General features: G+C 38.1%; 22 protein-coding genes. 10 read left to right on the top strand and 12 right to left on the bottom strand.

Going from position 1 to position 23,896, the window contains the following annotated elements:
• The first annotated feature begins 5 nt into the window (after window positions 1–5).
• The 3 genes from LY60_RS17325 to LY60_RS17315 all read left to right on the top strand — a co-directional run bounded on the left by LY60_RS17325 (window position 6) and on the right by LY60_RS17315 (window position 2,590).
• Window positions 6–1,610, top strand: a complete 1,605-nt coding sequence (locus LY60_RS17325) for an ABC-F family ATP-binding cassette domain-containing protein (protein WP_145086871.1) — start codon at window positions 6–8, stop codon at window positions 1,608–1,610.
• Window positions 1,610–1,876: a hypothetical protein gene (locus LY60_RS17320; RefSeq protein ID WP_145086868.1), complete on the top strand. Its 267-nt coding sequence runs from the start codon at window positions 1,610–1,612 to the stop codon at window positions 1,874–1,876. The genes LY60_RS17325 and LY60_RS17320 overlap by 1 nt, the downstream gene beginning before the upstream one ends.
• Window positions 1,877–2,389: 513 nt before the next feature.
• Window positions 2,390–2,590 (top strand): cold-shock protein, encoded by a 201-nt coding sequence (locus tag LY60_RS17315; protein WP_019229488.1) that lies wholly within the window; start codon window positions 2,390–2,392, stop codon window positions 2,588–2,590.
• A 58-nt stretch (window positions 2,591–2,648) separates the two neighbouring features.
• Here LY60_RS17315 and LY60_RS17310 read toward each other — a convergent pair whose 3' ends face one another.
• From LY60_RS17310 to LY60_RS17285, 6 genes are read right to left on the bottom strand one after another with little or no spacing between them, the layout of a single operon-like run.
• Window positions 2,649–2,876 carry a hypothetical protein gene (locus LY60_RS17310; RefSeq protein WP_145086866.1) on the bottom strand — a complete coding sequence of 76 codons (228 nt, stop codon included), beginning with the start codon at window positions 2,874–2,876 and terminating at the stop codon, window positions 2,649–2,651.
• Window positions 2,877–3,884 (bottom strand): ABC transporter ATP-binding protein, encoded by a 1,008-nt coding sequence (locus LY60_RS17305; protein WP_145086863.1) that lies wholly within the window; start codon window positions 3,882–3,884, stop codon window positions 2,877–2,879.
• Window positions 3,881–4,873: an ABC transporter ATP-binding protein gene (locus LY60_RS17300; protein ID WP_145086860.1), complete on the bottom strand. Its 993-nt coding sequence runs from the start codon at window positions 4,871–4,873 to the stop codon at window positions 3,881–3,883. The genes LY60_RS17305 and LY60_RS17300 overlap by 4 nt, the downstream gene beginning before the upstream one ends.
• A 7-nt stretch (window positions 4,874–4,880) precedes the next feature.
• Window positions 4,881–5,774: an oligopeptide ABC transporter permease gene (opp4C, locus tag LY60_RS17295; RefSeq protein WP_145086857.1), complete on the bottom strand. Its 894-nt coding sequence runs from the start codon at window positions 5,772–5,774 to the stop codon at window positions 4,881–4,883.
• Between the two features lie 12 nt (window positions 5,775–5,786).
• Entirely contained in the window at window positions 5,787–6,752 is a 966-nt protein-coding gene (locus tag LY60_RS17290; protein WP_019229482.1) for an ABC transporter permease, read from the bottom strand.
• A 56-nt stretch (window positions 6,753–6,808) separates the two neighbouring features.
• Window positions 6,809–8,506, bottom strand: a complete 1,698-nt coding sequence (locus tag LY60_RS17285) for an ABC transporter substrate-binding protein (RefSeq protein ID WP_145086854.1) — start codon at window positions 8,504–8,506, stop codon at window positions 6,809–6,811.
• A 377-nt stretch (window positions 8,507–8,883) separates the two neighbouring features.
• Here LY60_RS17285 and metF point away from each other — a divergent pair, with 377 nt between their 5' ends.
• From metF to LY60_RS17270, 3 genes are read left to right on the top strand one after another with little or no spacing between them, the layout of a single operon-like run.
• Window positions 8,884–9,765, top strand: coding sequence for a methylenetetrahydrofolate reductase [NAD(P)H] (gene metF / locus LY60_RS17280; protein WP_145086851.1), 882 nt, complete (start codon window positions 8,884–8,886; stop codon window positions 9,763–9,765).
• 10 nt (window positions 9,766–9,775) lie between these two features.
• The gene (locus LY60_RS17275; RefSeq protein WP_145086848.1) at window positions 9,776–12,157 is read left to right on the top strand and encodes a homocysteine S-methyltransferase family protein; all 2,382 of its coding nucleotides are present in this window, start codon (window positions 9,776–9,778) and stop codon (window positions 12,155–12,157) included.
• Window positions 12,158–12,215: 58 nt separating this feature from the next.
• Complete coding sequence (locus tag LY60_RS17270) at window positions 12,216–13,106, top strand: polyprenyl synthetase family protein (protein ID WP_145086845.1); 891 nt, start codon at window positions 12,216–12,218, stop codon at window positions 13,104–13,106.
• A 238-nt stretch (window positions 13,107–13,344) separates the two neighbouring features.
• Here the strand turns inward: LY60_RS17270 and murC are convergent, their stop codons facing one another.
• A complete protein-coding gene (gene murC / locus LY60_RS17265) occupies window positions 13,345–14,697 on the bottom strand; it encodes a UDP-N-acetylmuramate--L-alanine ligase (protein WP_246145564.1) in 1,353 nt (450 codons plus the stop codon).
• 240 nt (window positions 14,698–14,937) lie between these two features.
• Between murC and tsaE the strand changes: the two genes are divergently transcribed.
• The 4 genes from tsaE to LY60_RS17245 are packed head-to-tail and all read left to right on the top strand — an operon-like array spanning window position 14,938 to window position 17,415.
• The gene (gene tsaE / locus LY60_RS17260; RefSeq protein ID WP_145086839.1) at window positions 14,938–15,408 is read left to right on the top strand and encodes a tRNA (adenosine(37)-N6)-threonylcarbamoyltransferase complex ATPase subunit type 1 TsaE; all 471 of its coding nucleotides are present in this window, start codon (window positions 14,938–14,940) and stop codon (window positions 15,406–15,408) included.
• Entirely contained in the window at window positions 15,389–16,078 is a 690-nt protein-coding gene (gene tsaB, locus LY60_RS17255; protein ID WP_145086835.1) for a tRNA (adenosine(37)-N6)-threonylcarbamoyltransferase complex dimerization subunit type 1 TsaB, read from the top strand. The genes tsaE and tsaB overlap by 20 nt, the downstream gene beginning before the upstream one ends.
• A gap of 9 nt (window positions 16,079–16,087) precedes the next feature.
• On the top strand, window positions 16,088–16,534 hold the full coding sequence (rimI, locus tag LY60_RS17250; RefSeq protein ID WP_145086832.1) for a ribosomal protein S18-alanine N-acetyltransferase: 447 nt from the start codon (window positions 16,088–16,090) through the stop codon (window positions 16,532–16,534).
• Between the two features lie 17 nt (window positions 16,535–16,551).
• Window positions 16,552–17,415, top strand: coding sequence for a M15 family metallopeptidase (locus LY60_RS17245; protein WP_246145560.1), 864 nt, complete (start codon window positions 16,552–16,554; stop codon window positions 17,413–17,415).
• A gap of 97 nt (window positions 17,416–17,512) precedes the next feature.
• Here LY60_RS17245 and htpG read toward each other — a convergent pair whose 3' ends face one another.
• The 5 genes from htpG to LY60_RS17220 all read right to left on the bottom strand — a co-directional run bounded on the left by htpG (window position 17,513) and on the right by LY60_RS17220 (window position 23,542).
• Window positions 17,513–19,393, bottom strand: coding sequence for a molecular chaperone HtpG (gene htpG / locus LY60_RS17240; protein WP_145086829.1), 1,881 nt, complete (start codon window positions 19,391–19,393; stop codon window positions 17,513–17,515).
• A 201-nt stretch (window positions 19,394–19,594) separates the two neighbouring features.
• Window positions 19,595–20,131 (bottom strand): peptidoglycan-binding domain-containing protein, encoded by a 537-nt coding sequence (locus tag LY60_RS17235; RefSeq protein WP_145086826.1) that lies wholly within the window; start codon window positions 20,129–20,131, stop codon window positions 19,595–19,597.
• 12 nt (window positions 20,132–20,143) lie between these two features.
• Window positions 20,144–21,562: a peptidoglycan-binding protein gene (locus LY60_RS17230; RefSeq protein WP_145086823.1), complete on the bottom strand. Its 1,419-nt coding sequence runs from the start codon at window positions 21,560–21,562 to the stop codon at window positions 20,144–20,146.
• 12 nt (window positions 21,563–21,574) lie between these two features.
• On the bottom strand, window positions 21,575–22,987 hold the full coding sequence (locus LY60_RS17225; RefSeq protein WP_145086820.1) for a peptidoglycan-binding protein: 1,413 nt from the start codon (window positions 22,985–22,987) through the stop codon (window positions 21,575–21,577).
• A 12-nt stretch (window positions 22,988–22,999) separates the two neighbouring features.
• The gene (locus LY60_RS17220; RefSeq protein WP_145086817.1) at window positions 23,000–23,542 is read right to left on the bottom strand and encodes a hypothetical protein; all 543 of its coding nucleotides are present in this window, start codon (window positions 23,540–23,542) and stop codon (window positions 23,000–23,002) included.
• Window positions 23,543–23,896 lie beyond the last annotated feature (354 nt).

The following is a 23,896-nucleotide window of genomic DNA, read 5'->3' as shown; positions in this document are numbered from 1 at the left end:
ATTAAATGATAACAGTAACAAATTTAAGCCTTCAATTTGGGGGAAGCAAACTTTTCAACGACGTAAATTTAAAATTTGTGCCGGGAAACTGCTATGGCGTAATTGGTGCCAATGGTGCAGGAAAATCAACTTTCCTGAAAATATTGTCAGGAGAAATTGACTACACATCAGGAGAACTGTCAATACCAAACAATGTAAGAATGTCCGTGCTGAAACAGGACCACTTCATGTATGATGAATTTTCCGTAATGGAAACAGTTATGATGGGAAACAAGAGATTATATGATGTGATGAAGGAAAAAGATGCTCTATATGCAAAAGAAGATTTCACTGACGAAGATGGAGTAAAAGCTTCAGAGCTTGAAGGTGAATTTGCTGAAATGAACGGCTGGGAAGCAGAGACAGAAATTGCTCAGATTCTTCAGGGCCTTGGAGTAGGTTCAGATCTTCATTATTCGTACATGAGAGATTTAAACGGCGGTGACAAGGTTAAAGTAATGCTTGCTCAGGCATTATTCGGAAGACCGGGAATCATACTGCTTGATGAGCCTACAAACAACTTGGACATTGAATCCATCAACTGGCTGGAAGACTTCCTTCTGGAATTTGAAGGTCTTGTAATTGTTGTATCCCACGACAGACACTTTTTGAATACAGTGTGCACTCACATTGTGGATATTGATTACAAGAAAATAAGCATGTATGTAGGAAACTACGACTTCTGGTATGAATCAAGCCAGCTTATGCAGCAGCTCATGAGAGACCAGAACAGAAAAAGAGAAGATAAGATTAAAGATTTACAGAATTTTATCCAGAGATTCTCTGCAAACAAATCAAAATCAAAACAAGCTACATCAAGAAGAAAGCTTCTTGAAAAACTGGAAATTGAAGAAATGCCTGCTTCTTCAAGGAGATATCCATTTGTTAAGTTTTCTCCGGACAGAGAAGTTGGAAATGAAATACTTACTGTTGAAGGTTTGTCAAAAACAATTGACGGCACTGATGTACTGAAGAACATTTCATTCAGAGTGAACAGAGATGACAAAATAGCATTCGTTGGAGAAAACGAGCTTGCACAAAGCACATTGTTCAAAATTCTTGTAGGTGAAATGGAGCCGGATACAGGAACAATCAAATGGGGACAGACAATTACGAAATCATACTTCCCCAAGGACAACTCCGAATTTTTCGATGGAGTGAACTTAAACCTTGTTGACTGGATGAGACAATATTCTGAAGATCAGTCTGAAAGCTTTTTGAGAGGATTCTTAGGCAGAATGCTGTTTTCAGGTGATGATGCTTTAAAACCTGCCAATGTATTGTCAGGAGGAGAAAGAGTGCGATGCATGCTTTCAAGAATGATGCTGTCAGGTTCTAACGTACTTGTACTTGACCAGCCTACAAACCACTTGGATCTTGAGTCAATCACAGCCCTTAACAACGGCTTGATGGATTTTAAAGAAATTGTGTTGTTTTCTTCACACGACCACCAGTTTATTCAGACTGTTGCAAACCGCATAATTGAACTTAATGAACAGGGAATGGTTGATATGGCCATGACCTACGATGAGTATTTGGAAAGAAAAGAAAACAGACAGAGGGTGAGTTAATGAATAAAAAGTGTGCTCAGGAAATGAGTTTTGAGGATTTCAAAAATTCCATAAGTCCTGAAATGCTTAACGAACTGACAAAAATGAATATATCATACAACAGAGCATACAGTATATTTAAAGACATTCTCATGGAATCACATCTTGAGGATGATGAAGAAATGGGTACAATGGACAGCATTGTTAAGCACATAATTCTTGATTATACAGATGAAATGCTGGCTGATGAATTCTGCAAATATGAAACGGACTGGGAAGAACATTAACAATAAAATAAGGCGCCTATTGCGTCTCAGGCAGATGAGTAGCTTTCGACGTTGTCATTCTGAGGGCGTAGCCCGAAGAATCTCATGTTTTCAATAAAGATGAGATCCTTCACTATCGTTCAGGATGACAGGTCGGGGTTTGTCAACAGTCGGAGGCGCCCATGGTGTTTTTCTTTTTTTAAAAATAGTTCTTTTGCAAGTGTATATTCTTTGAAGGTTGTCAACTTATGTTATTATTATTCAATTATGCAAATTTATAGACATTGGCGGAAATGTTTGCAATAATGTCTTCTTGTCGGAAAATAGTGATTTATGACGTGAAAAAATTGTGCTTCGTATTTAAAATAATGTTGACAAATCTCAATTTCTATGGTATTCTTTAAGAGTATTACAGATGTATTTATAGATTTCACATGTTTTTAGATATTATATGTGTCACTGTATATAATATGTAAAAATGTGTGAATTTTTTTATACAATGGAATATAAATAATATTATTTAGGGAGGTACTCATGGCTAAGGGTACAGTTAAATGGTTTAACTCAGAAAAAGGATTTGGATTTATCACAAAGGAAGATGGAAATGACGTATTCGTACATTTCTCAGCTATCCAGGGAGACGGATTCAAGACTCTTGAAGAAGGTCAAAAAGTAAGCTTTGACGTTACTCAAGGAAACAGAGGCGACCAAGCAGCTAACGTTACTAGAATATAACGAGCACAAATAAAACCGGGAAGCAATTCCCGGTTTTAATTTTATTCAAAATGTTTAACTAATAAAAATATCCAAGCAGAAACACCACACATGCCATTATTGCAACAAATGCCGCAAAGTAAGGAAGTATCAGTGATAACACGGCCAGTATAATAGCTGGAATATCATTTTTTTCCAGTTTTAATTCTTCCTGTTCATTTGATTTTTCATTTAGATTTTCATGAGGCAAGTTAGCAAGTCTTATTTTTTCCAAATCTTCTTCAACTCTTGATTTTAAGAATAACATTTAAAACACTCCATTCACTTTATGACACATTGAAAAATGTCCATCGTATATTTCCATGTATTCAGGTGTCTTTTCCTTACATATTTCATGCGCATAAGGACAACGGGTGTGAAAACGGCAGCCTGACGGAGGATTAGCCGGAGAAGGAATGTCTCCTTCCAATATAATGCGTTTCTTATTTTGTCTTACAGACGGATCGAATGATGGCGCTGCTGACAGCAATGCTTCTGTATAAGGATGAAGAGGATTTGTAAATATCTCTTTTTTGCTTCCTTTTTCCACTATCTGGCCAAGGTACATGACCGCAACTTCGTCACTGATAAACTTTACCACTGACAAGTCATGTGAAATGAACAGATATGTCAGCCCGAAATCTTCCTGGGCATCTTTTAATAAATTTATTATTTGAGACTGAATGGACACATCAAGAGCTGAAACAGCTTCATCACATACTATAAATTCAGGATTTACTGCCAGGGCTCTTGCAATGCAAATACGCTGACGCTGACCACCTGAAAACTGGTGAGGATAACGGTCTGCCTGCTCTGGAAATAATCCGCATCTCATGATTACTTCAATTGCTTTTTCTTTCATTTCTTTTTTTGATTTAACAATGTTGTGCTGCAGCATGGCTTCGCCTACAATTTCATAAATGGGAAGCCTTGGATTCAATGAACTGTATGGATCCTGAAAAATAATCTGCATTTTTGTGCGCATATGATTGATTTCGCTTTTATGCATTTTATATATGTTCTTTCCGTCATATTCGACAGAACCATCTGTGGGGTCAAGAAGCCTCAGCATAGTCCTGCCAAGTGTAGATTTGCCGCAGCCTGATTCACCTACTATACCCAGGACTTTCCCTTTTTTTATTTGAAATGAAACATTGTCCACTGCCTTGACGCTGCCTGTTGAACGCTTAATGATTCCAGTTTTTATGGGGAAATACTTTCTTAAATTTTTTACGGTTACTAGACTATCGACCGCATTTTCGCTGTAAGAGCTCATAGCACTTCCTCCTTGTCTTCATTGGTGTAAAGCCAGCATGCAATTCTGTGTTCTCCTTCAAGAACAATCTCTTTTGGAAAAGATTTTCTGCAAATATCCATTGCCTTTTCACACCTTGGATTGAAAGGACATCCTTCAGGCAAATTGCTGAGATCCGGAACATTTCCCGGAATGACATGAAGTCTTGTGCTTGACGTTGCCATATCCGGCTTGGAACATATGAGACCTATAGTGTAAGGATGTTTGGGATCCTTGAATATGTCTACTACAGTTGCTACCTCCACAACCTTACCGGCATACATAACCATTACGCGGTCACTCATTTCTGCTATTACTCCAAGGTCGTGAGTGATAAAAATTATAGACGCATTTATTTTTTGTTTAAGTTCATTCATAAGGTCAAGCACTTGGGCTTGGATAGTTACATCCAGTGCTGTAGTAGGTTCATCGGCTATGAGCAGTCTTGGTTCACATGCAAGGGCCATTGCAATCATTGCTCTCTGACGCATGCCTCCTGACAGGGCAAACGGATAATCATCAACTACGCGCTCAGGGTTTGGAATTTTCACCAGCTCAAGCATTTTAATGCTTTCTTTGTAAGCTTCATCCTTGGTCATGCCTCTGTGAAGCATCATGGTTTCGCTTATTTGTCTTCCTATTTTAAAAATCGGGTTTAAGGAAGTCATGGGTTCCTGGAATATGAAAGATATATCATTTCCTCTTATTTCTCTGATTCTTTCATCAGAGACTTTCAACATGTCTTCTCCGTTGAATAATATTTCTCCTCCTTCATATTTTCCAGGGGGAGTTTCAACTAATCTGACCAATGACATACAAGATATGCTTTTGCCGCAACCTGATTCTCCTACTATGCCTAAAGTTTCTCCTTCATTTACATAAAAGCTGACATCATCAGCAGCCTTAACAACACCTCTGTCTGAATAGAAATAAGTTTTAAGGTTTTTTACATCCAATAATATTCTGCTCATGATAACCTCATCTCTTCATTTTAGGGTCGATTGCATCACGCATGCCGTCGCCCAGTATATTAAAGCACATAACAGAAATAAAAATACATATTCCGGGAGGTATCCAATACCACCATTTTTGCTGGATAATAAGAGTGTTTCTTGCTTCCTGTATCATATTTCCCCATGTGGGTGTAGGAGGTGAAACTCCAAGGCCTAAGAAACTCAATGATGTTTCAGTCAATATAACACTTGCCATCCCAAGAGTTGCATAGACTATTACATAAGCCAGGACATTTGGCAGCAGGTGACGAAATATTCTTCTGAAGTCACTTATGCCTAATGCTTCGCATGCTTCCATGTATTCCATTTCTCTGAGAGTCAGTATTTGTCCCCTCACAATTCTTGCAATGCTGGGCCAGCTAAGCAGCGCAAGAACAATTATAAGATTTGTTACACTGTTTCCAAATACGGCCACAATGGTGATGCAAAACATCATAAATGGAAAGGACATAAATATGTCTGCAAAGCGCATTATGACTATGTCTATAAAACCGCCGTAAAAGCCGGATAAACTGCCTAAAACAACTCCTGTAACGCATTCAAGGGTTACTACAGCCAAAGCAAGACCTAAGGATATTCTTCCTGCATAAAAAAGTCTGACAAATAAATCCCTGCCGATTTTATCTGTTCCAAGCCAGTGTTCAGAGCTGGGGGCCTGATCTCGGTTTTGCATATCTGTAGTTTCTATGGAATACTGGGATAATTCAGGAACAATTATACACAGACCTATTATAATAACAAGCAAGTACAAGCTTATCATTGCCATTTTGTTCTTGCGTAATCTGTAAAAAACTTCTCCCCAATATGATAGGTTTTTGTGTGAACTTTTTGTATTTTTAAGAACTTCACTTTTTACCATATGAGCACCCCCTTAATCGTATCTGATTCTTGGGTCAGCAATTGCATACAGTATGTCTGCCACCAATGTTCCCATAAGTGTCAAAACTGCTAGCATTGCATTAATGCCAAGAATCAACGGATAATTTCTTGTCATGGTTGCTTCAACAGAAATTTTACCAAGTCCCGGAAGAGCAAAAATTGATTCAGTAACAACGGCTCCTGACAAAAGTGAAGGTATCCAGAAGCCAAGAAGAGTTATTATAGGAATGACAGCATTTCTGAAGGCGTGTCTGTATATTACAGTTTTTTCCTTAAGACCTTTAGCACGAGCCGTCCTAATGTAATCCTGCTTTATTACTTCAAGCATGCTTGAACGGGTGTAGCGCATGAAGCTTGCCGTAGAGCCAAGGCCAAGAACAATGCTCGGCAAAACAAGGTGCCATGCTACATCCAATGCCTTATCAACGGGGTTTGTTGACATTAAAAGAGGGTCCTTAAGCCCGAATAAAGGGAAAATCTGAATATCAACAGCAAAATTTTTTAAGAGCAAAAGTCCAAAGAAAAAGGACGGGATGCTTATACCTATGAACGACACAACGGTGAGAACGTTGTCGGTGATGCTGTATTGTTTAGTGGCACTTATTACACCGGCAGGTATGCCTATGATTACCGAAATGGCCAAGGAAACAAGAGATAATAGCAGTGTAGGTCCCACATAATCTTTCATAACATCCACAACGGGTTTTTTGTGGTTGATTGAATAGCCGAGATTCCCGTGAAGGGCTTCTCCTATCCAGTTAACAAATCTTTCGTACCATGGAACGTCAAGTCCCAGCTTTTGAGCCAATTCAGCTTTTTGTTCAGGTGTCATTTTAGGAATCATCATGTTTGAAACCGGAGTACCTGGAGCTTGCTCAAGTATGAAAAACAATATGAATAAAATTCCAATAAAAACAGGAATCATCTGAATAATGCGCCTAATAATGTAGTTTTTCATAAAACCACCTCTTTCGTTTTATTTTAGAGAGGGGAGGAGACCCTCCCCTGAATGTATTATTCGATGGTTATATTTTTCAAACATTGATCCCAGGTTCTGTATGTTCCAAGATCCATTCCTTTTACTCTGTTGTTGATTCCCCATATTTCACTCCTGTAAGCTATGATTACATGAGGAATTTCATAGTTCATTATCTTTGCCCATTCATTATAAATTTCTTTTCTTTTTGCAGTATCAAATTCGGCTTTTCCGGCCTTAACCAATTTCATGGCTTCAGCATTTTTGTAACCGGATGCGTTAAAACCTCCTGCTACAAATGCATCATCATCAAACAGGGCTCCTGTTGGGTCAGGGTCAATATCAAGAGAAAATCCCATTGTGTATATGTCAAAGTCTTTTTCACCCGGTGCTGCATCCATTGTACGTGATGCAACAGTGTCAAAGTCCATAAGTTCTATTTCAAGTTCAACACCTAATTGTTTCCATGTGTCAGATGCCATGCCTGACAATGTTCCAGGCCATGATGAGTCAGTATAAACAAGCCAGTTAACATGGAACTTTTCTCCGTCCTTGTATCTGTAACCATCGCTGTTCATAGTCCAGCCTGCTTCATCCATGAGTTGTGCTGCCTTATCCATGTCAAACTTGTAAGCGTTTAGTTCTGAAGGATCCGGGAATGCCCAGGATGAAGGTGAAATAGGAGCCATACCTACAGAAGCCAAGCCTTTACCATATTGAGCTTCTATGAATGATTCTCTGTCAAGAGCATACATTAGTGCCTGCCTTACTTTAACATCTGCAAGCTTTGGCCTTGTTGTGTTGAAGCACATGAATGTGTATCCGTTTCCAAGGAAGTTTGCAATGCTTATATTTGATAGAGCTTCAGCAGCTTCAAGATTTTCAGCGCTAGAAGGTATTTGTGCAAAATCTATTTGATTTGTCTGCAAAGCTGAAAGAATGCTTTCATCCGGTACTTCACTTAATAAGACGCCGTCAATTTTTGCTGCGCTATTAGGATCCCAGTAATTTGTGTTTTTCATAAGCTTTATAAATTGCTTCGGTTCCCAGCTGTCAAAAACCATGGTACCTGAACCTAGAGGTTTTTCATTTAATGCAAGGAAATCTTCCCATGCGTCAAAAGCATAATAATCTGAAGGCATTATGCCGTACATGAAGTTTTGAATATTAGCCGGTGCAGCTGAACCTTCAGCATATGTAAATGATATTGTTTTGTCATCTATTATTTTTATTCCTTCAAAAGTATCTTTAGCTCCGCTGTGGAATTCTTCATAGCCTTTAAGACTGCTTACAGCGTAAGCTCTAGGACCATTGTAGTCAGGGTGAGCAATTGTTTCATATGTAAAGGCCACATCTTCGGTGGTCAGATCTGAGCCGTCGGAAAACTTGATTCCGTCTTTCAGTGTAAATGTATAGGTGAGTTTATCTTCTGAAATTGTCCATTCTGCAAGGACAGGAATCATTTCGCCGTCTGCGTCGTTTGTAACAAGTTTTTCAAAAATAGAGTCTGCTACATAGGTGTCGTAAGTGTTGTCTGACATAATTGGATTAAATAATCCTCCAAATCCAGTGCCGCCAAATTTTAAAATCTTGTCAGCTTTAGGCGTTTCAGCAGGCTGTTCAGCAGGTTTTTGCGGTTCTGACGGTGTCTGAGCCGTCTGGCTTGTACAGCCTGCAAATAACATAACTGTCATCATAACAGCTAAAATAAGTGATACTAACTTTCTTGATTTCATTTTACATTCCCTCCATATTAATTATTTTATAAATACAATTCATAGCAATTTGCCAGAACTGCATATATTCAAAGATAAATTTTAGAATTTTGCATTAAATTCAAGTAATGGATAATGATGTAAAAAAACGTTTGCATAATTACATTATAACCTAAACAAAATTGATAGTCAATTTTATTTATTACAATGTTTATACTAATTTTTACTTAAGTATCTATTTATATGATAAAAACAGTCGCAATATGCAGGTCTGTTAGAGCTGAAGAGATTTGAAAGAATATTTATAAATAAATGTAGTAAATAATTATTTTTCATATCGGTTTACAGTTTCAAACGTCTATGTTATAATAGTCAAAAATTAAAAAGGAGCAAGGACAATGCATATTACTGACATTTTTAATAAAAAGAAATTTGTTTTTTCTTTTGAAATATTTCCGCCTAAAGCCACTTCATCCATAGAAACAATTTATAAGACACTGGAGTCATTAAGCGACTTAAGGCCTGATTATATAAGCGTTACATATGGAGCAGGAGGAGGAAACAATCAAAACAAGACAAGAGAAATTTCTTCCATCATTAAAAATAAGTATGGCATTGAGACTATGGCTCACCTCACTTGCATTCGCTCGACAGGTGAAGAAATTATTGATACGCTCAGAGATCTCAAAAAAGAAGGAATTGAAAATATTCTTGCCTTAAGAGGAGACATCCCCCTTGAGGAAGAAGTAAAGGGAGATTTTCAGCATGCTTCAGATTTGGCAGAGTTCATCATGTCTAGGGACAACTTCGATTTGGGAGGGACCTGCTATCCGGAAGGTCACGTAGACTGCAAAAATCTGGAGGAGGATGTTAAAAATCTTAAATTCAAAATTGAAGCAGGAGTAACACACCTTACGACACAGCTATTTTTTGACAACAATGACTTTTACAATTTCCTGAATCTTGCAGAGAAGCACAATATTAATGTTCCTATACAGGCTGGAATCATGCCTCTTACAAACAAAAGCCAGATAGAAAGAATTGTAACACTCAGCGGTTCAAAAATACCTGAAAAGTACATACAGATTATGAACAAGTTTGAATATGACAAGGATGCAATGGCGGATGCAGGAATAGCATATGCTTCTGAGCAAATAATTGACCTCATGGCAAACGGAGTTGACGGTGTGCACCTTTACACCATGAACAATCCTTATGTTGCAAGAAAAACACATAACAATATCATATCTCTGGTTCATTCTTTAAACAGAGAAATATAAGAGGTAAAACATGAATTTTAAAGAGTTTATTGATAATAATCTTGTTTTGTTTGACGGAGCCATGGGCACAGAGCTTCAAAAGAAGGGCCTTAAACTTGGGGATGTTCCTGAAACGCTCAATATTGAACAAAGAGACATAGTAGTAGAAATTCACAAAGAATATATAGAAGCTGGTTCCAACGTTGTAACAACAAACACATTCGGTGCAAATGAAAAAAAACTCCAGGCAACAAATTACTCGGTAGAAGAAATTATAGATGCTGCAGTGAAGGCTGCAAGAGAAGCAATCGGAAACAAAGAGGTCTTTGCTGCCCTTGACATAGGACCCATTGGTGAACTTGTTGAACCCATGGGAATTCTTACATTTGATGAAGCCTATGAAATATTTAAGAGGCAGGTTGTTCAGGGCGAGAAATCAGGAGCAGATCTCATTCTCATTGAAACAATGACTGATTTGTATGAAATGAAGGCAGCATTGTTGGCTGCAAAGGAAAACACAAATCTTCCAGTTCTTGCAACCATGTCCTTTGAAAAGGATCACAGAACATTCACCGGGTGTCTTCCTTCTAGTATGGCAGTAACACTTGAAGGACTTGGAGCTGATGGAATAGGTATAAACTGTTCACTGGAGCCAAAGGAAATCAGGCCAATTGTGGAAGAACTCATGAACTGGACAAATCTTCCGGTGCTTGTACAGGCCAATGCAGGCCTTCCGTCTGTTATAGATGGGAAAACGCACTATGAAATAGGTCCTGAGGAATATTCTGATGATGTTCTTGCGTTCATAGGAATAGGTGTATCAATGCTAGGAGGATGCTGCGGAACATCGCCTGAATACATACGTGAAATAAAAAAGAAAATAAGCAGGTTGACAAAGGTTGAAAGATCAGAACAAAAATTTCATGCTCTATGTACGCCATCAAACACAGTGCTGGTTGAAGGAGTAAAAGTAATAGGCGAAAGAATAAATCCAACTGGAAAAAAGATGCTTAAAGAAGCATTGAAAAACAGTGACATGGATTACATCCTGAAGCAGGGAGTTTCTCAGGTAGAAGCTGGAGCAGAGATACTGGATGTGAATGTTGGACTCAGGGAAATAGACCAGAAAGAAATGATGAAGAAGGTAGTTAAGGGTCTGCAATCAGTTACAAATGCACCACTTCAAATAGATTCATCAGACATGGATGTAATTGAAGCAGGTTTAAGGTATGCAAACGGAAAAGCAATAGTAAATTCTGTAAATGGAGAAGACCAGGTGCTGGAAAAAATTTTGCCTCTGGTAAAAAAATACGGCGCTGCTGTTGTGGGGCTTACCCTTGATGAGAGAGGAATTCCAGACAATGCTTTGGAACGCTTCAAAATTGCAGAAAAGATACTGAACAAGGCATTGGAGTACGGCATAAAAAAAGAAGATGTTTACATAGACACCCTGACTCTCACATGCTCTGCTCAGCAAAAGGAAGTAGCAGAAACCGTAAAGACATTGACAATGGTTAAGGAAAAGCTTGGATTAAAGACAGTTCTTGGGGTTTCCAACATTTCATTCGGTATGCCAAACAGACCGCTTATAAATGAAACTTTCCTTGCAATTGCCATGGCAGCAGGACTTGATCTTCCTATCATTAATCCAAACGATGAAGCAATGATGGATAAGGTGTATGCGTTCAATGTTCTTTACAATCATGACAAAGGGTCAATAAAGTATATCGAAAGATACGGTGATAAATCTTCTGCAGAAACATCTCCAAAAAAAGAAAAAAAGGAAGAAACACTTTATGACATGGTAGTAAAGGGTTTAAAGGAAAATGCTGCAGCCAAGACTAAATTACTCCTCAGTACAAAGACAGAGCTTGAAATTGTAAATGAATTCCTCATTCCTGCCCTTGATGTTGTGGGAAGTGATTTTGAAAAGGGAGTAATTTTCCTTCCGCAGCTCATTCAGTCAGCAGAAACAGTGAAGTCATCCTTTGATGTATTGAAGGAAAGTCTCAAGAAAAATGAATCTGCCGGTATAAGCAATGGGAAAATTATACTGGCAACTGTAAAGGGAGATATTCATGATATTGGGAAAAACATTGTAAAAGTTATACTGGAGAACTATAATTATGATATAATTGATTTGGGCAAGGATGTTTCTGCTGAAAAAATAGTTGAAGAAGCAAAAAAATATGCAGATGAACCAATAATCGTGGGATTGAGCGCCTTGATGACAACCACCATGAAGAGTATGGAGGATATAATCGAAGAACTCAGAGACAATGGCATTGACTGCCCTGTAATGGTCGGCGGAGCAGTACTGACTGCAGAATATGCAAGAAACATGGGAGCAGATTACTACGCAAAAGATGCCAAGGAAGCAGTGGAAATAGCAAGAAAAGTGTTCAACAATTAACAGCGGGGAGCAGGTTAGTCAATGCTCTTTCGTTAATTTTATAGTTCAGGGGTTTGAAATGGAATTTAAAAATTGGATGGATGAAAAAGTTTTAAAAATAGAAGAATGTCTTCGTACAATAATAAAAGAAGAAAAAAATCCTCAAAAAGTAATTTACGAATCAATGAATTACAGCCTTTTGTGCGGCGGAAAAAGGCTTAGGCCTGTCTTGATGCTTGGAACATATGAATTGTTCAAAGACAATGCAGAGGAAATTATTCCTTTTGCCTGCGCCATGGAAATGATACACACATATTCATTGATTCATGATGATTTGCCTGCCATGGACAATGATGATTACAGGCGTGGACGATTGTCAAATCACAAGAAATTCGGTGAAGCAACAGGAATTCTTGCAGGTGACGGGCTTTTAAACAGAGCATTTGAAACCGGGCTTGAAGCTGCCTTGAAGAGTAAAGTTGAAATAACAAGTGCAGTTAAGGCACTTTACGAAATTGCAAAGTCTTCCGGTGCAGATGGAATGATTGGCGGTCAGATTGTGGACATATACGGTCATGACAAAATATCATCTGTTGAGGAGCTTAAATACATGTATTCCCTAAAGACAGGTGCTATCATAAAAAGCAGCGTCAAAGCCGGCGCAATTTTAGGAGGAGCTGATGAAAATCAGCTTAGGGCTCTTGAAACATATGCAGACAATATAGGTATTGCATTTCAGATAGAAGACGACATTCTGGATGTAACAAGCACCCAGGAAAAATTGGGTAAGAAAATAGGAAGCGACATTGCAAATGATAAAGTTACATATCTGTCCTTTTCAACAATAGAAAAATCAAGAAAAGATGTTGAACAGTTCACGGATGAAGCAATAAAAAGCCTTGAAATGTTTGGCGACAGAGCAAAACATCTCATAGAATTGGCAAAATATCTTACAAACAGGGACCACTGATTTAATATAATTAAGAATGAAGAGTTAAGAATTAAGAATTTTGGAAAGGACAGCAAAGCTGTCCTTTTCTTTTAAAAAAATTATTTGACAATAGCGGTAAATTAGAAATCACGGATTGTAGGGGAGGGTCTCGTGCCCTCCCGCATATATTTGATTAACAAAGAACAGGCATGCTTTGCATGCCTGTTCCTTCCATTAATTCTTAATTCTTCACTCTTAACTCTTAATTAAATATACCTTAATTATTAATAAGCAGTTCTGCCACTGAATCTACACTTCCTGCACCCATGGTTATTACGGTGTCGCCTTCTTTTGCCATGGATCGGATCAAATCTGCAGCTTCTTCAAAACTTTCTGCATAATGTGCATCTTTTGAAAGAACATTCATCTTTGCAATAATATCCTTTGAATGAATTTCTCCATTGTCTATTTCTCTTGCAGCATAAATGTCCAATAAAATTGTTTCATCTGAGTGCGTAAGTGCTTCAGCAAATTCATTCAGGAGTTTTTTCGTCCTTGTGTAAGTGTGAGGCTGGAATACTGTGATGATTTTTCCGGATGTATATGATCTTGCAGTCTTCAATGTTGCTTTCATTTCAGAAGGATGATGTGCGTAATCATCTATTACGCTGGCTCCGTTTAATGTTCCTTTGTATTCATACCTTCTGTGAGTTCCTTTAAAGTCTGCAAGGCCCTTTGCAATTGTATCAAGATCTATGCCAAGAGAAATGCATGCAGCTGCTGCTGCAACACTGTTTAAAATGTTGTGCTCTCCGAACACGCTTAATTTTATGTCTGCTATTTTTTTGCTTCCCTTCATGAGTGAATAAGAAGGAGATGGAACGAGCTTTATGTCAGCAGCATAATAATCAGCGCTGTTATCTGTTCCAAATGTTACAACATTGCACTTAATATCCTTGAACAGGTTTTTGTTAAGCACATTTGCGACAAGATGTCCTGTTGAAGGAAGTTTTTTAGCATATTCAAGAAATGCATCTTCAATATCACTTAAGTCCTTGTAATAATCCAGATGGTCTTCTTCAATATTTAATATGAGTTCAACTGTTGGATTGAACTTAAGGAAATTGCGCTTGTATTCACATGCTTCTGTAAGCAGCATGTCGTAGGAGCCGTGCATGAGGTTTCCGCCCATGGAATCCATTTCTCCGCCTAAAAATATGGTTGGATTCATTTCAGTTTCCATGAGGATTGAGGAAAGCATTCCTGTTGTTGTTGTCTTGCCGTGTGTTCCTGACACGCAGATGGCATTTTTGTACTTTTTCATGATAAGGCCGAGAAATTCAGCCCTGTCCATAATGTTTAGGTTCAGTTCCTGTGCTCTTACAAGTTCAGGATTATCTTTTGAAATTGCAGATGTATATACTACAAGGTCTATGTCAGTGCCAATGTTTTTTCCTTCATGGCCAATGTTTATTTTAGCACCTAGTTTTTCAAGCTTTTTTACTATGTGGGATGAGTTTCTGTCAGAGCCTGATACCCTTACTCCTTCATCAATCATTATTTCAGCTAATGCACTCATGCTTATGCCGCCAATCCCTATAAAATATATATGATTAAAATTATTATTCATTGCAATCTCCTCAAATATTTGATATTTCATTATATGATTGTTAAGAGCAAATAATTATCATTTGCACGTATTTAAAATTTATTCAAAATATTATAACATGTCCGCAGTCTTTGTTCAATTAAATTTTAAGACTTGGACAAGGTGATATATTCCTTGATTTTTTATATGTGCAAATGTATAATGAACGATAGATGTGCGGCAAAATGGAGTCTTCCTGATGCCGTAAAAAAGAGGTAAGAAATGAAAATTAAAGTCAATAATTTACAGGATACAGAAAAAATAGGAAAAATAATAAGCAGGTGCCTTGAAAAAGGGACTGTTTTATGCCTTGACGGGGATTTAGGAGCAGGCAAGACTGCAATAACCCAGTTCATTGCAAAAGAATTCGGAGTAAAAGAATACATCACCAGCCCCACGTTCAACATCATAAAGGAATATGAAGGACGGCTTCCATTTTATCACATGGATGTGTACAGAATTGAATCAGAAGATGACATGTATGATTTAGGCTATGATGAATATATATATTCTGAGGGTGTAACAGTTATAGAGTGGTCCGAAAATATAAGAACAATACTTCCTGATGAAAGAATAGACATAAAAATAGACAGAATTGATGAAAACAAAAGAATCATGACAATTGAAGGCAAGGGAGTTGTTTATGAAAAAATTACGGAGGAGCTGAAAAATTATGAAAATACTTGCAATTGAATCAGCATCTGTGACAGCATCCTGTGCGGTTTCTGAAGACTTCAACGTACTTGGTGAATTCACATTGAGCCACAAAAAAACACATTCAGAAAAGCTGATGCCGTTAATTGAAGAACTATTAAAAGAGCTTGAAATTAAAATTCAGGACATAGATGTAATAGCAGTTTCAGAAGGCCCCGGTTCATACACTGGACTTCGTATTGGGGCAGCCATAGCAAAGAGCTTGGCTTTTGCAGGAAATTTGCCTATTGTAAACATACCCACAATGAAATCCTTGGCAGGAAATGTATATGATAAAGAGAAGCTCATTGTTCCAATTATGGATGCGAAGGCAGGAAGGGTGTATGCAGGCATTTATAAATGGGAAGGGGAAGAACTGAAATGTGTAAAAGAGCAGTTCCCGTGCAACATAGAAGAGCTTGTGGATATTTTAAACCAATACCAGGAACCGGTTATATTAGCAGGAGACGGTTCTGTAAGTTACAGAAATATAATTGAAGAAAAATTAAACAACAAAGCTTATTTCACCCCAAACAAGTTCAACAACCTGAATGCTGCAACGCTTTGCTTCATAGGCTGCAGTATGGCAAAAAAAGGGGAGACAATAACGGCATCAAACTTTAAGCCGCAGTACCTGAGATTGTCACAGGCAGAAAGAAATAAAAAATAGGGGGGCAACATGAATCAAGTCATCATAAGGGGTATGAAAAAAGAAGATATTGCTCAGATTATTGAAATTGAAAAAAAATGTTTCTCTTTGCCCTGGTCAAGGGATGCATTTGTAAATGAACTGAAAAATGATCTTGCTTATTACCAGGTCGCTGAACTTGGAGAAAAAATAGTTGGCTACATGGGCATGTGGAAGGTCATTGATGAATGTCACATAACAAATGTTGCTGTTATACCTGAATACAGGAAACAAAACATTGCTTCAATGCTCATTGAAAAAATGGTTGACATATGTGTGTGCAGCGAAATAGTGGCTATGACACTTGAAGTGAGGGAGTCAAATATCCCTGCTATCAATCTGTACAAAAAGTTCGGGTTCGTTTCAGCAGGCAAAAGACCAAGATATTATCAGATGCCTCTGGAAGATGCAATAATTATGTGGAAGAAAATCAACTAGCCTGCAAAGGAGAAAACATGAAGAACACAAGAAAATATAAGAAGAGAAGATTGTTCATTACTATGGCAGCTTTGGTTTTAATACTGGTTGTTGTTGTAATTTATGTAGAAGGAAGATTAAAAGATGAAACAGGACTTCCTCCAACAGCTGAAGAGCCTGTTCATGAGGAACCAGTTGAGGAGGTGCCGGATAAAGAAAATCCGGTTGATGAAGTTCCTGGCGGTGAAAACAAGGATAATGAAAATGAAAATCCGGCAGAAAAGCCACAGGAGCCATCAACGCCGGATGATGTTAACATGGTTGAAGACCCTGCAGCAATAGATGCCTTGGTGAACAAGAAAAACAATTTATCCAGCACATATGTGCCTGAAGACCTAGTAAAACTTGAGGGTATTCCCACAGTACTTGAAAACCCTGAAATAAACCAGCTTAGAGAGACGGCATACATTGCGCTTAAGGATTTGTTCCAGGCTGCAACTGATGAAGAAGGCTATGAGCTGCATGCACGTTCAGGCTACAGGTCATATGGCACTCAGAGAGATCTTTACAATTCATATGTAAAAAATCACGGGCAGGCTGCCGCAGACAAGTACAGTGCAAAACCAGGACAAAGCGAGCACCAGACTGGTCTTTCAATGGATATAACATGTGCAGCCATGAACTTTCAGCTGGACGATACATTTGGAAATACTGATGAAGGTAAATGGGTTTCAGAAAATGCCCACAGATTTGGTTTCATTGTGAGATATCCAAAAGGCAAGGAAGATATTACAGGATATTTTTATGAGCCATGGCACATAAGATACCTGGGAGTTGAACTGGCAACAAAGGTATATGAGTCAGGATTAACATTAGAAGAATACATGGAAAGCAATATGTAGGGGAGGACTACTGTCCTCCCGTGCTGACGTGTACTAACATAGTTGAATATGCTTTGCCACCAAACAAAAATAGGCCGTAAGGCCTATTTTATATTTTTTAGTTGTTGATCAGTTCGTAAACATCATTCGCATATTGTACAGGATCTTCTATCTGTAGTCCTTCAATGAGAAGAGCCTGATTGTATAATACGCTTGAAAGTTTCTTAAGTTTGTCCTTGTCATTTTCAAAGGAATTCTTGATTTTTCCAAACATTTCATGGTTTGTGTTGATTTCCAGAATTTTTTCTGCATGAATATTTCCCGGATTGTCAGGCATTGACTGAAGAACTTTTTCCATTTCAATTGAAAGCTCTCCTTCAGAAGCAAGGCATACAGGATGAGTTTTAAGTCTCTTTGACGGTCTTACTTCCTTAACTTTTCCGTCAAGTGCTTCTTTCATGAATTCAAAAATGTCCTTGTTTTCATTTTTGTTTTCATCATTTTCGTTTTCGTCAGTTTTTAAATCCATATCTGCACTTGAAACGTTTTTGAATTCTTTTTCCTTGTAGTTCATGAGAACCTTGATTGCAAATTCATCTATCTCATCTGTGAAATAAAGAATTTCATAACCGTTGTCTGCAACAATTTCAGTTTGAGGAAGTTTATCGATTTTTGCTGTGCTTTCTCCTGTTGCATAGTAAATGTATTTTTGATCTTCCTTCATTCTGGAAACATATTCGTCAAGTGTCGCAAGTTTCTTTTCTGTTGAAGAATAGAACATCAAAAGGTCCTGAAGCGTTTCCTTGTTAGCGCCCCATTCACTGTACATGCCGTATTTCAGTGTTCTTCCGAAGCTTTCAAAGAACGCTACATATTTATCTCTGTCGTCCTTAAGCATTGACAAAAGCTCGCTTTTGATTTTTTCCTTTATTTTTTTCGCAATGAACTGAAGCTGTCTGTCATGCTGCAGGGTTTCTCTTGAAATGTTCAGGGATAAATCAGCTGAATCAACTAAACCCTGCACAAATCCGAAATAATCAGGGAGCAGATCGCCGCACTTGTTCATTATAAGAACTCCGTTTGAATAAAGCTCAAGTCCTTTTTCAAATTCCTTTGTGTAAAAATCAAATGGAACCTTGGCAGGTATATAAAGGATTGAATTATAGCTTGTAAGGCCTTCCACACTTACATGAGTGTAACGAAGAGGCTTTTCATAGCCAAAGTGTTTTTCCATGTAGAAGTTTTCATAATCTTCCTGGGTGAGTTCACTTTTGTTTTTTCTCCATATAGGAACCATGCTGTTCAATGTTTCATCTTCCATGTACTCTTCGTATTCATTTTCGGTTCCTTCTTTGTGTTTTCTTTTTTTAACCATCATTTTAATAGGGTACTTGATGAAGTTTGAATATTTCTTTACAAGAGATTTTATGTTGTAAACATCAAGGTATTCATCATAATCTTCTCCCTCGGTGTTTTGTTTTATTTTCATTATTATTTCAGTTCCTGTTTTTTCTTTTGTGCAGCTTGTAATGGTATATCCGTCGGCGCCTTCTGATTCCCATTTGTATGCTTCTTCTGACCCAATTGATTTGCTTATTACGGTTACTTTTTCAGCAACCATAAATGCTGAATAAAAACCTACTCCGAACTGTCCAATTATATCTACTCCATCTTTAGCCTCGTTGTTTTCCTTGAAATCAAATGAACCGCTTTTTGCAATTGTTCCAAGATTTGAATCAAGTTCTTCCTTTGTCATTCCTATTCCTGTGTCAGAAACAGTGAGAGTTCTTTCATCTTCGTTTACGGCAATTCTTATGTAAAAATCGTCCTTGTTGAAAACAATGCTGTTGTCCGTAAGAGATTTGTAGTAGCTTTTGTCAATTGCATCGCTTGCATTTGAAATGAGCTCTCTTAAGAAAATTTCCTTGTGTGTGTAAATTGAATTGATCATTAAGTCCAAAAGTCTCTTGGATTCAGATTTAAACTGTTTTTTTGCCATAGTTATTCCTTCCTTACAAATAAATTAATTGCAAATGCAATTTATCAAACGTGTTGTTAGCACTCTTCACTGCTGAGTGCTAACTCTATTTTAGCAAATGCTCATCAATTGTCAATAGTCTGGAAGAAAATTTTACAAAATTAGTTATGAAATTCTCTGCCGGATGTTTAGCATAAAAAAATGCTGATACTGGATCAGCAATTATTTATAATCGTATAATTTGCATGTGCTGTAAATTGAAACCATGGTGTTCCAGGTTTCCTTGTCGACAATGCCGGTTACTGGCAGCATGCTAATTTTTTGAAATTCCTTTACAGCTTCTTCTGTCTCATGGTCATATTTGTCGTTTATTTCAATTTTCTTGTAATTCTTATATTTTCTGCAGAAGTTGTTGAGCATAATTTTCAGTACATACACAATGTCTCCCGAGTATCCGATTTTTATGTTTCCGAAATCAAAAGATCTGCATGGTAATTTATAAGGCATTTCCTTAGATTTCAAATGAAGGCTGTTTTCTCTTACTATGGCTTTCCATGTGCTGTAATCAACCCTGCCTGTAACGGGAAGACCTGAAAACCTCTGAAAATTTTCCACCGCCTTTTTTGTTTGAGCATCATATGCTCCTGACAAATCAATACGTGGTATTTCAGGGTTAGAATATGAAATGTTTCTTAAGTATTGCTGAATTTCTGTTATGGCTGAAGTTTCACCTTCTTGATTGAAGTTGTTATATATCATAATAGTCTCCTTTCACTGTTGTACAGCAGGAGGATTGTATCTTAAATTTACATATACCTCCGCTAGTTTGTTCCATGTGTCAGCATTTACTATTCCTGTTGATTCAAGCCCGTAAAGACTTTGGAAGACTGAAACTGCCTCTTCTGTTGCAGGGCCGAAAACTCCGTCCCTTTGTATGGAAGGTATTTCTGGAATAAATAATGCTATATAAGCAAGCATAGTCTGCAATAAGATGATGCCTGGGTGTTCGGTTCCCATACTTATGCTGTATGGTATTCCCATAAAACTTATACCTGGAAGGTATATACTTGCAATAGGAGTATTGGCAAGTATGGGAAATACATTCCTGTACAGCACATTCCATGTTTCCTGTGTCACTATTCCCGAAGGAGGAAGGTTCATTGCATTTTGTAAGGCTGTTACAGAAACAGTTGTATCCGGGCCATAGAAGCCCGTTACAGGAACTGGAGGAATATTTGTGTTTTGCTGGGACATAAGGTTAAGAAAGTATTGAAGCACAGTTATAACAGGGCGTGTATCACCTTCTAAAAGAACATTTGAATATAAGTGTATCAGTTCGTTTATGAGAATTCCTTCTGTTGTCAATTCAGCAAGTCTTGTGACAGCCACATAGATGCGCCGTATCCTGTACCAAGTGTCGCTGTCTACAACTCCTGTAACCGGAAGATTAAAGACTTGCTGAAATACTCTGACTGCAGCCTCTGTTTCTTCACCGTAGTACCCGTTTATTGGAACTACGGGTATTGCCGGATAGTTTCGTGATATTCTATTAAGGGAGTGCTGCATCCTAAAAACTGGAATACCTGATTCACCCAAAGCCAGAGGAGTGCCTGGATAAGTTCCCACAATTTCCTCTGCAATTGAATAAGGTGCTATGTTCACATCATTTCCGTAGTAGTACCTGAGTATGTCTATGGCTGTGTAGCCCTGGTTGGCCAGGTCAACACTGCCCCACTGGTACATGCCGTTGCACTGTGAAATTCTCCCGTCGCAAAATTCTGTGAACAAGGGTTCAATATGGCCTTGGCGCACAACATATTCATCAAAAATATCATCTGCAATATTTGCAACACTATCAAATATTCCTCTTTCATGGACATAAGCCTGGTCGAATTGAGTTGAATTTGTAATATCAAAGTCATAACCTCTGCCTCTGTACCATTCTGTGAAAATTCTGTTCATTGCTATTGAGGTGATTGCATGAATGTTTGCTCTTAATGCTTCTTCCGGCCATGTTGGATACAATTCACTGGATGCCACATTTTTTATATAGTCCAGGTATGGAACTGTGACGTTCAATGCTTCTTCGTCAGGTGGTCCCAGGTGGACTGTTATGTTGGCGGGGAAAGATACTATGGTGTGAGGTATTGCTGCTCCTGGAATGTGTATGTCAGTTTCCGGAATACTCATATTATCACCTCACTAGCTGATTTCATTTCCTGGAAATTGCCCTTGATTCCTTTGTACTCCAAATCTAAGTTCCCTGTAAACCTGGACAATTCTGTTCCATGTTGCTTGCTGCACTATACCATCAGGGTTAAGTCCGTACTGCCTTTGAAATGCAGTGACAGCAGCTCTTGTTTCAGGACCGAATACACCGTCCGGCGTTACTGAAGGAATGGCAGGTACCACAGATGATATGAATGCAAGATATTCCTGCATGATGAATACACTTGGACCTTCAGAGCCTTCCCTCAAAATAACGTTAGGGAACAAAAGAGCCGGCAGAGCAATTGCTGAAGGTGGAAGTGCCCTCAATATTCCAAGTATGTTGTTGTACATTGAATTCCATGTAGCATCATCTATTATGCCTGTGGGCTCAAGCCCCATAGTTTTTTGAAATTCTATTATTGATGTCCTTGTATTTGGACCTAGTATTCCGTCAATGTCAACTGCAGGTATGGAGTTGTAATATGCTGAAAGAACATTGAGAAAATACTGAACAAGCTGCACTCTTGGTACAACTTTTCCTTCCTCGATTTCAGTTACTATATCCGGAGGAATGTCACTAACAAGTATTCCCTGTGAAGTAAGCTGAGCAAGGTTTCTTACTGCTACATATATTTTTCTTATTTCATACCATGTTGCCTTGTCTATGACTCCTGTTTCAGGTAAATTGAATGCTTCCTGGAATGCTCTTACAGCATCGGCCATTCCTTCAGTAAATTCACCGTTTATTGGATATACTTTCGGAATAGCGGGAAAGTTAACAGAAATAGCATTGAGGGCCATTTTTATCAGCAGTACATACTGGTTGTTGTCACCTACACTTAGGGGGACGCCTGGGTATGTTTCTTCTAAATTCACTACTGGAGCATTTCTGACAATATTGATGTTGTCTCCGTAGTAGTACTGAAGTATTTCATAAGGAACATATCCCTGTGCTGCCAAGTCAACGGTTCCCCACTGAAACATGCCTTCACATATTGAAACACGTCCGTCGCAAAACTGGGCGTACAAGGGTTCCACCTGGTTTTGCCTTGCAATGTAATCGTTGAAAATATCATCAACAATTCTGTCTATGGTGTCAAATATTCCTCTGTTAGGAACAAAGGCCTGATCAAATTGTGTCGTGTTTGTAATGTCAAAATTATATCCTCTTGACCTATACCACTCTGTGAATATTCTGTTCAATGCAATTGATACTATTGCGTATATATTTGCTCTTAGGGCGCTTTCAGGCCATGTTGGATATAGCTCGCTTGAAGCTACATTTTTAACATAATCAATAAACGGTACAGTTACATTTTCTGCCGGTTGATTTGGAGCTCCAAGATGTACGGTAATGTTATCCGGAACTACAACAGTTGATAATCCTGGTACTTGTGTGCTCATGTAATCTCCTCCTTATTCATTTGAAATATCCGCTGGGGTTGGAGGAATGACAACAGTCTGACTGCCTTCTTCCTCTGTGGCACCTTCCATTACGGGAATCAAGCTCACTCTGTAATTTGTGGCAACATCAGGGTAAACACGAAGATCAATAATATTGACAGTGTAATATCCTATTGCTTGAACTCTCATGTTGTAGGTTGAAAAATAAAATGTAGGACTTTCTAAAGGATTTTCCGGATTGTATTCTACAGGAACTTCCATTGTTGGAACTCTTCCGTTTATGTTGCTCACAACATGGTAAAGTGCATTTTCTTCTCCATCTTCGTCAATTGTGTAAATAGTCACAACGGCGTCTTTGACTGGCAGTGCTCCCAGGGCTGTGTAAACTCCCACATTTATGTAACCGGTGCTGGCTAAGGGCAGTGGAATTTCTTCAACCGGCTGCGGTTGAGGTTGTGGCTGGGGCAGAGCTTCAGTTTCTAATATTTTAACAATCATGTTTTGAGCCTTGTATGGCCGTATCCTGTTATATTGGTCAAAGTTATTATATTTCATGGAATCACACCTTTCATAATTTTCAGCTACTATTCAATATATGCAAAATGTTCACAATTGATTTCTTTAATGAGTATTATTTTGCGGTGGGATGGTTACAAATATATTGACAAAATTTTGTTTATATAATATACTTTGAACGTCAAAATAATAGCAAAATTATTTTGCCTGCGGTATCGATTGACTTTGAAAAGAAATTTATTGTATATATACTTGGTTATATATATAAATCTTAGGAGGTATAAAATTGCCAAACGACAAATTGATGGAGCTCAGGGAATTAAATGAAAAAATAAAGCTGGGCGGCGGACAAAAGGCAATAGACAAACAGCATGAAAGCGGCAAACTGACTGC

The organism is Sedimentibacter saalensis (assembly GCF_007830175.1).
Classification (GTDB): Bacteria; Bacillota; Clostridia; order Tissierellales; family Sedimentibacteraceae; genus Sedimentibacter; species Sedimentibacter saalensis.
This window is presented reverse-complemented; position numbering and strand designations above follow the sequence as displayed.

Bases quoted from the DNA above. Each gene is read 5' to 3' on its own strand.
- LY60_RS17245 (WP_246145560.1), top strand. From the start codon at position 16,552: ATGAAGAACACAAGAAAATATAAGAAGAGAAGATTGTTCATTACTATG.
- LY60_RS17270 (WP_145086845.1), top strand. From the start codon at position 12,216: ATGGAATTTAAAAATTGGATGGATGAAAAAGTTTTAAAAATAGAAGAA.
- tsaB (WP_145086835.1), top strand. From the start codon at position 15,389: ATGAAAATACTTGCAATTGAATCAGCATCTGTGACAGCATCCTGTGCG.
- LY60_RS17290 (WP_019229482.1), bottom strand. From the start codon at position 6,752: ATGAAAAACTACATTATTAGGCGCATTATTCAGATGATTCCTGTTTTT.
- murC (WP_246145564.1), bottom strand. From the start codon at position 14,697: ATGAATAATAATTTTAATCATATATATTTTATAGGGATTGGCGGCATA.
- LY60_RS17305 (WP_145086863.1), bottom strand. From the start codon at position 3,884: ATGAGCTCTTACAGCGAAAATGCGGTCGATAGTCTAGTAACCGTAAAA.
- LY60_RS17220 (WP_145086817.1), bottom strand. From the start codon at position 23,542: ATGAAATATAATAACTTTGACCAATATAACAGGATACGGCCATACAAG.
- LY60_RS17235 (WP_145086826.1), bottom strand. From the start codon at position 20,131: ATGATATATAACAACTTCAATCAAGAAGGTGAAACTTCAGCCATAACA.
- metF (WP_145086851.1), top strand. From the start codon at position 8,884: ATGCATATTACTGACATTTTTAATAAAAAGAAATTTGTTTTTTCTTTT.
- LY60_RS17320 (WP_145086868.1), top strand. From the start codon at position 1,610: ATGAATAAAAAGTGTGCTCAGGAAATGAGTTTTGAGGATTTCAAAAAT.
- htpG (WP_145086829.1), bottom strand. From the start codon at position 19,393: ATGGCAAAAAAACAGTTTAAATCTGAATCCAAGAGACTTTTGGACTTA.
- rimI (WP_145086832.1), top strand. From the start codon at position 16,088: ATGAATCAAGTCATCATAAGGGGTATGAAAAAAGAAGATATTGCTCAG.
- opp4C (WP_145086857.1), bottom strand. From the start codon at position 5,774: ATGGTAAAAAGTGAAGTTCTTAAAAATACAAAAAGTTCACACAAAAAC.
- LY60_RS17325 (WP_145086871.1), top strand. From the start codon at position 6: ATGATAACAGTAACAAATTTAAGCCTTCAATTTGGGGGAAGCAAACTT.
- LY60_RS17225 (WP_145086820.1), bottom strand. From the start codon at position 22,987: ATGAGCACACAAGTACCAGGATTATCAACTGTTGTAGTTCCGGATAAC.
- tsaE (WP_145086839.1), top strand. From the start codon at position 14,938: ATGAAAATTAAAGTCAATAATTTACAGGATACAGAAAAAATAGGAAAA.
- LY60_RS17300 (WP_145086860.1), bottom strand. From the start codon at position 4,873: ATGAGCAGAATATTATTGGATGTAAAAAACCTTAAAACTTATTTCTAT.
- LY60_RS17285 (WP_145086854.1), bottom strand. From the start codon at position 8,506: ATGAAATCAAGAAAGTTAGTATCACTTATTTTAGCTGTTATGATGACA.
- LY60_RS17310 (WP_145086866.1), bottom strand. From the start codon at position 2,876: ATGTTATTCTTAAAATCAAGAGTTGAAGAAGATTTGGAAAAAATAAGA.
- LY60_RS17230 (WP_145086823.1), bottom strand. From the start codon at position 21,562: ATGAGTATTCCGGAAACTGACATACACATTCCAGGAGCAGCAATACCT.
- LY60_RS17315 (WP_019229488.1), top strand. From the start codon at position 2,390: ATGGCTAAGGGTACAGTTAAATGGTTTAACTCAGAAAAAGGATTTGGA.
- LY60_RS17275 (WP_145086848.1), top strand. From the start codon at position 9,776: ATGAATTTTAAAGAGTTTATTGATAATAATCTTGTTTTGTTTGACGGA.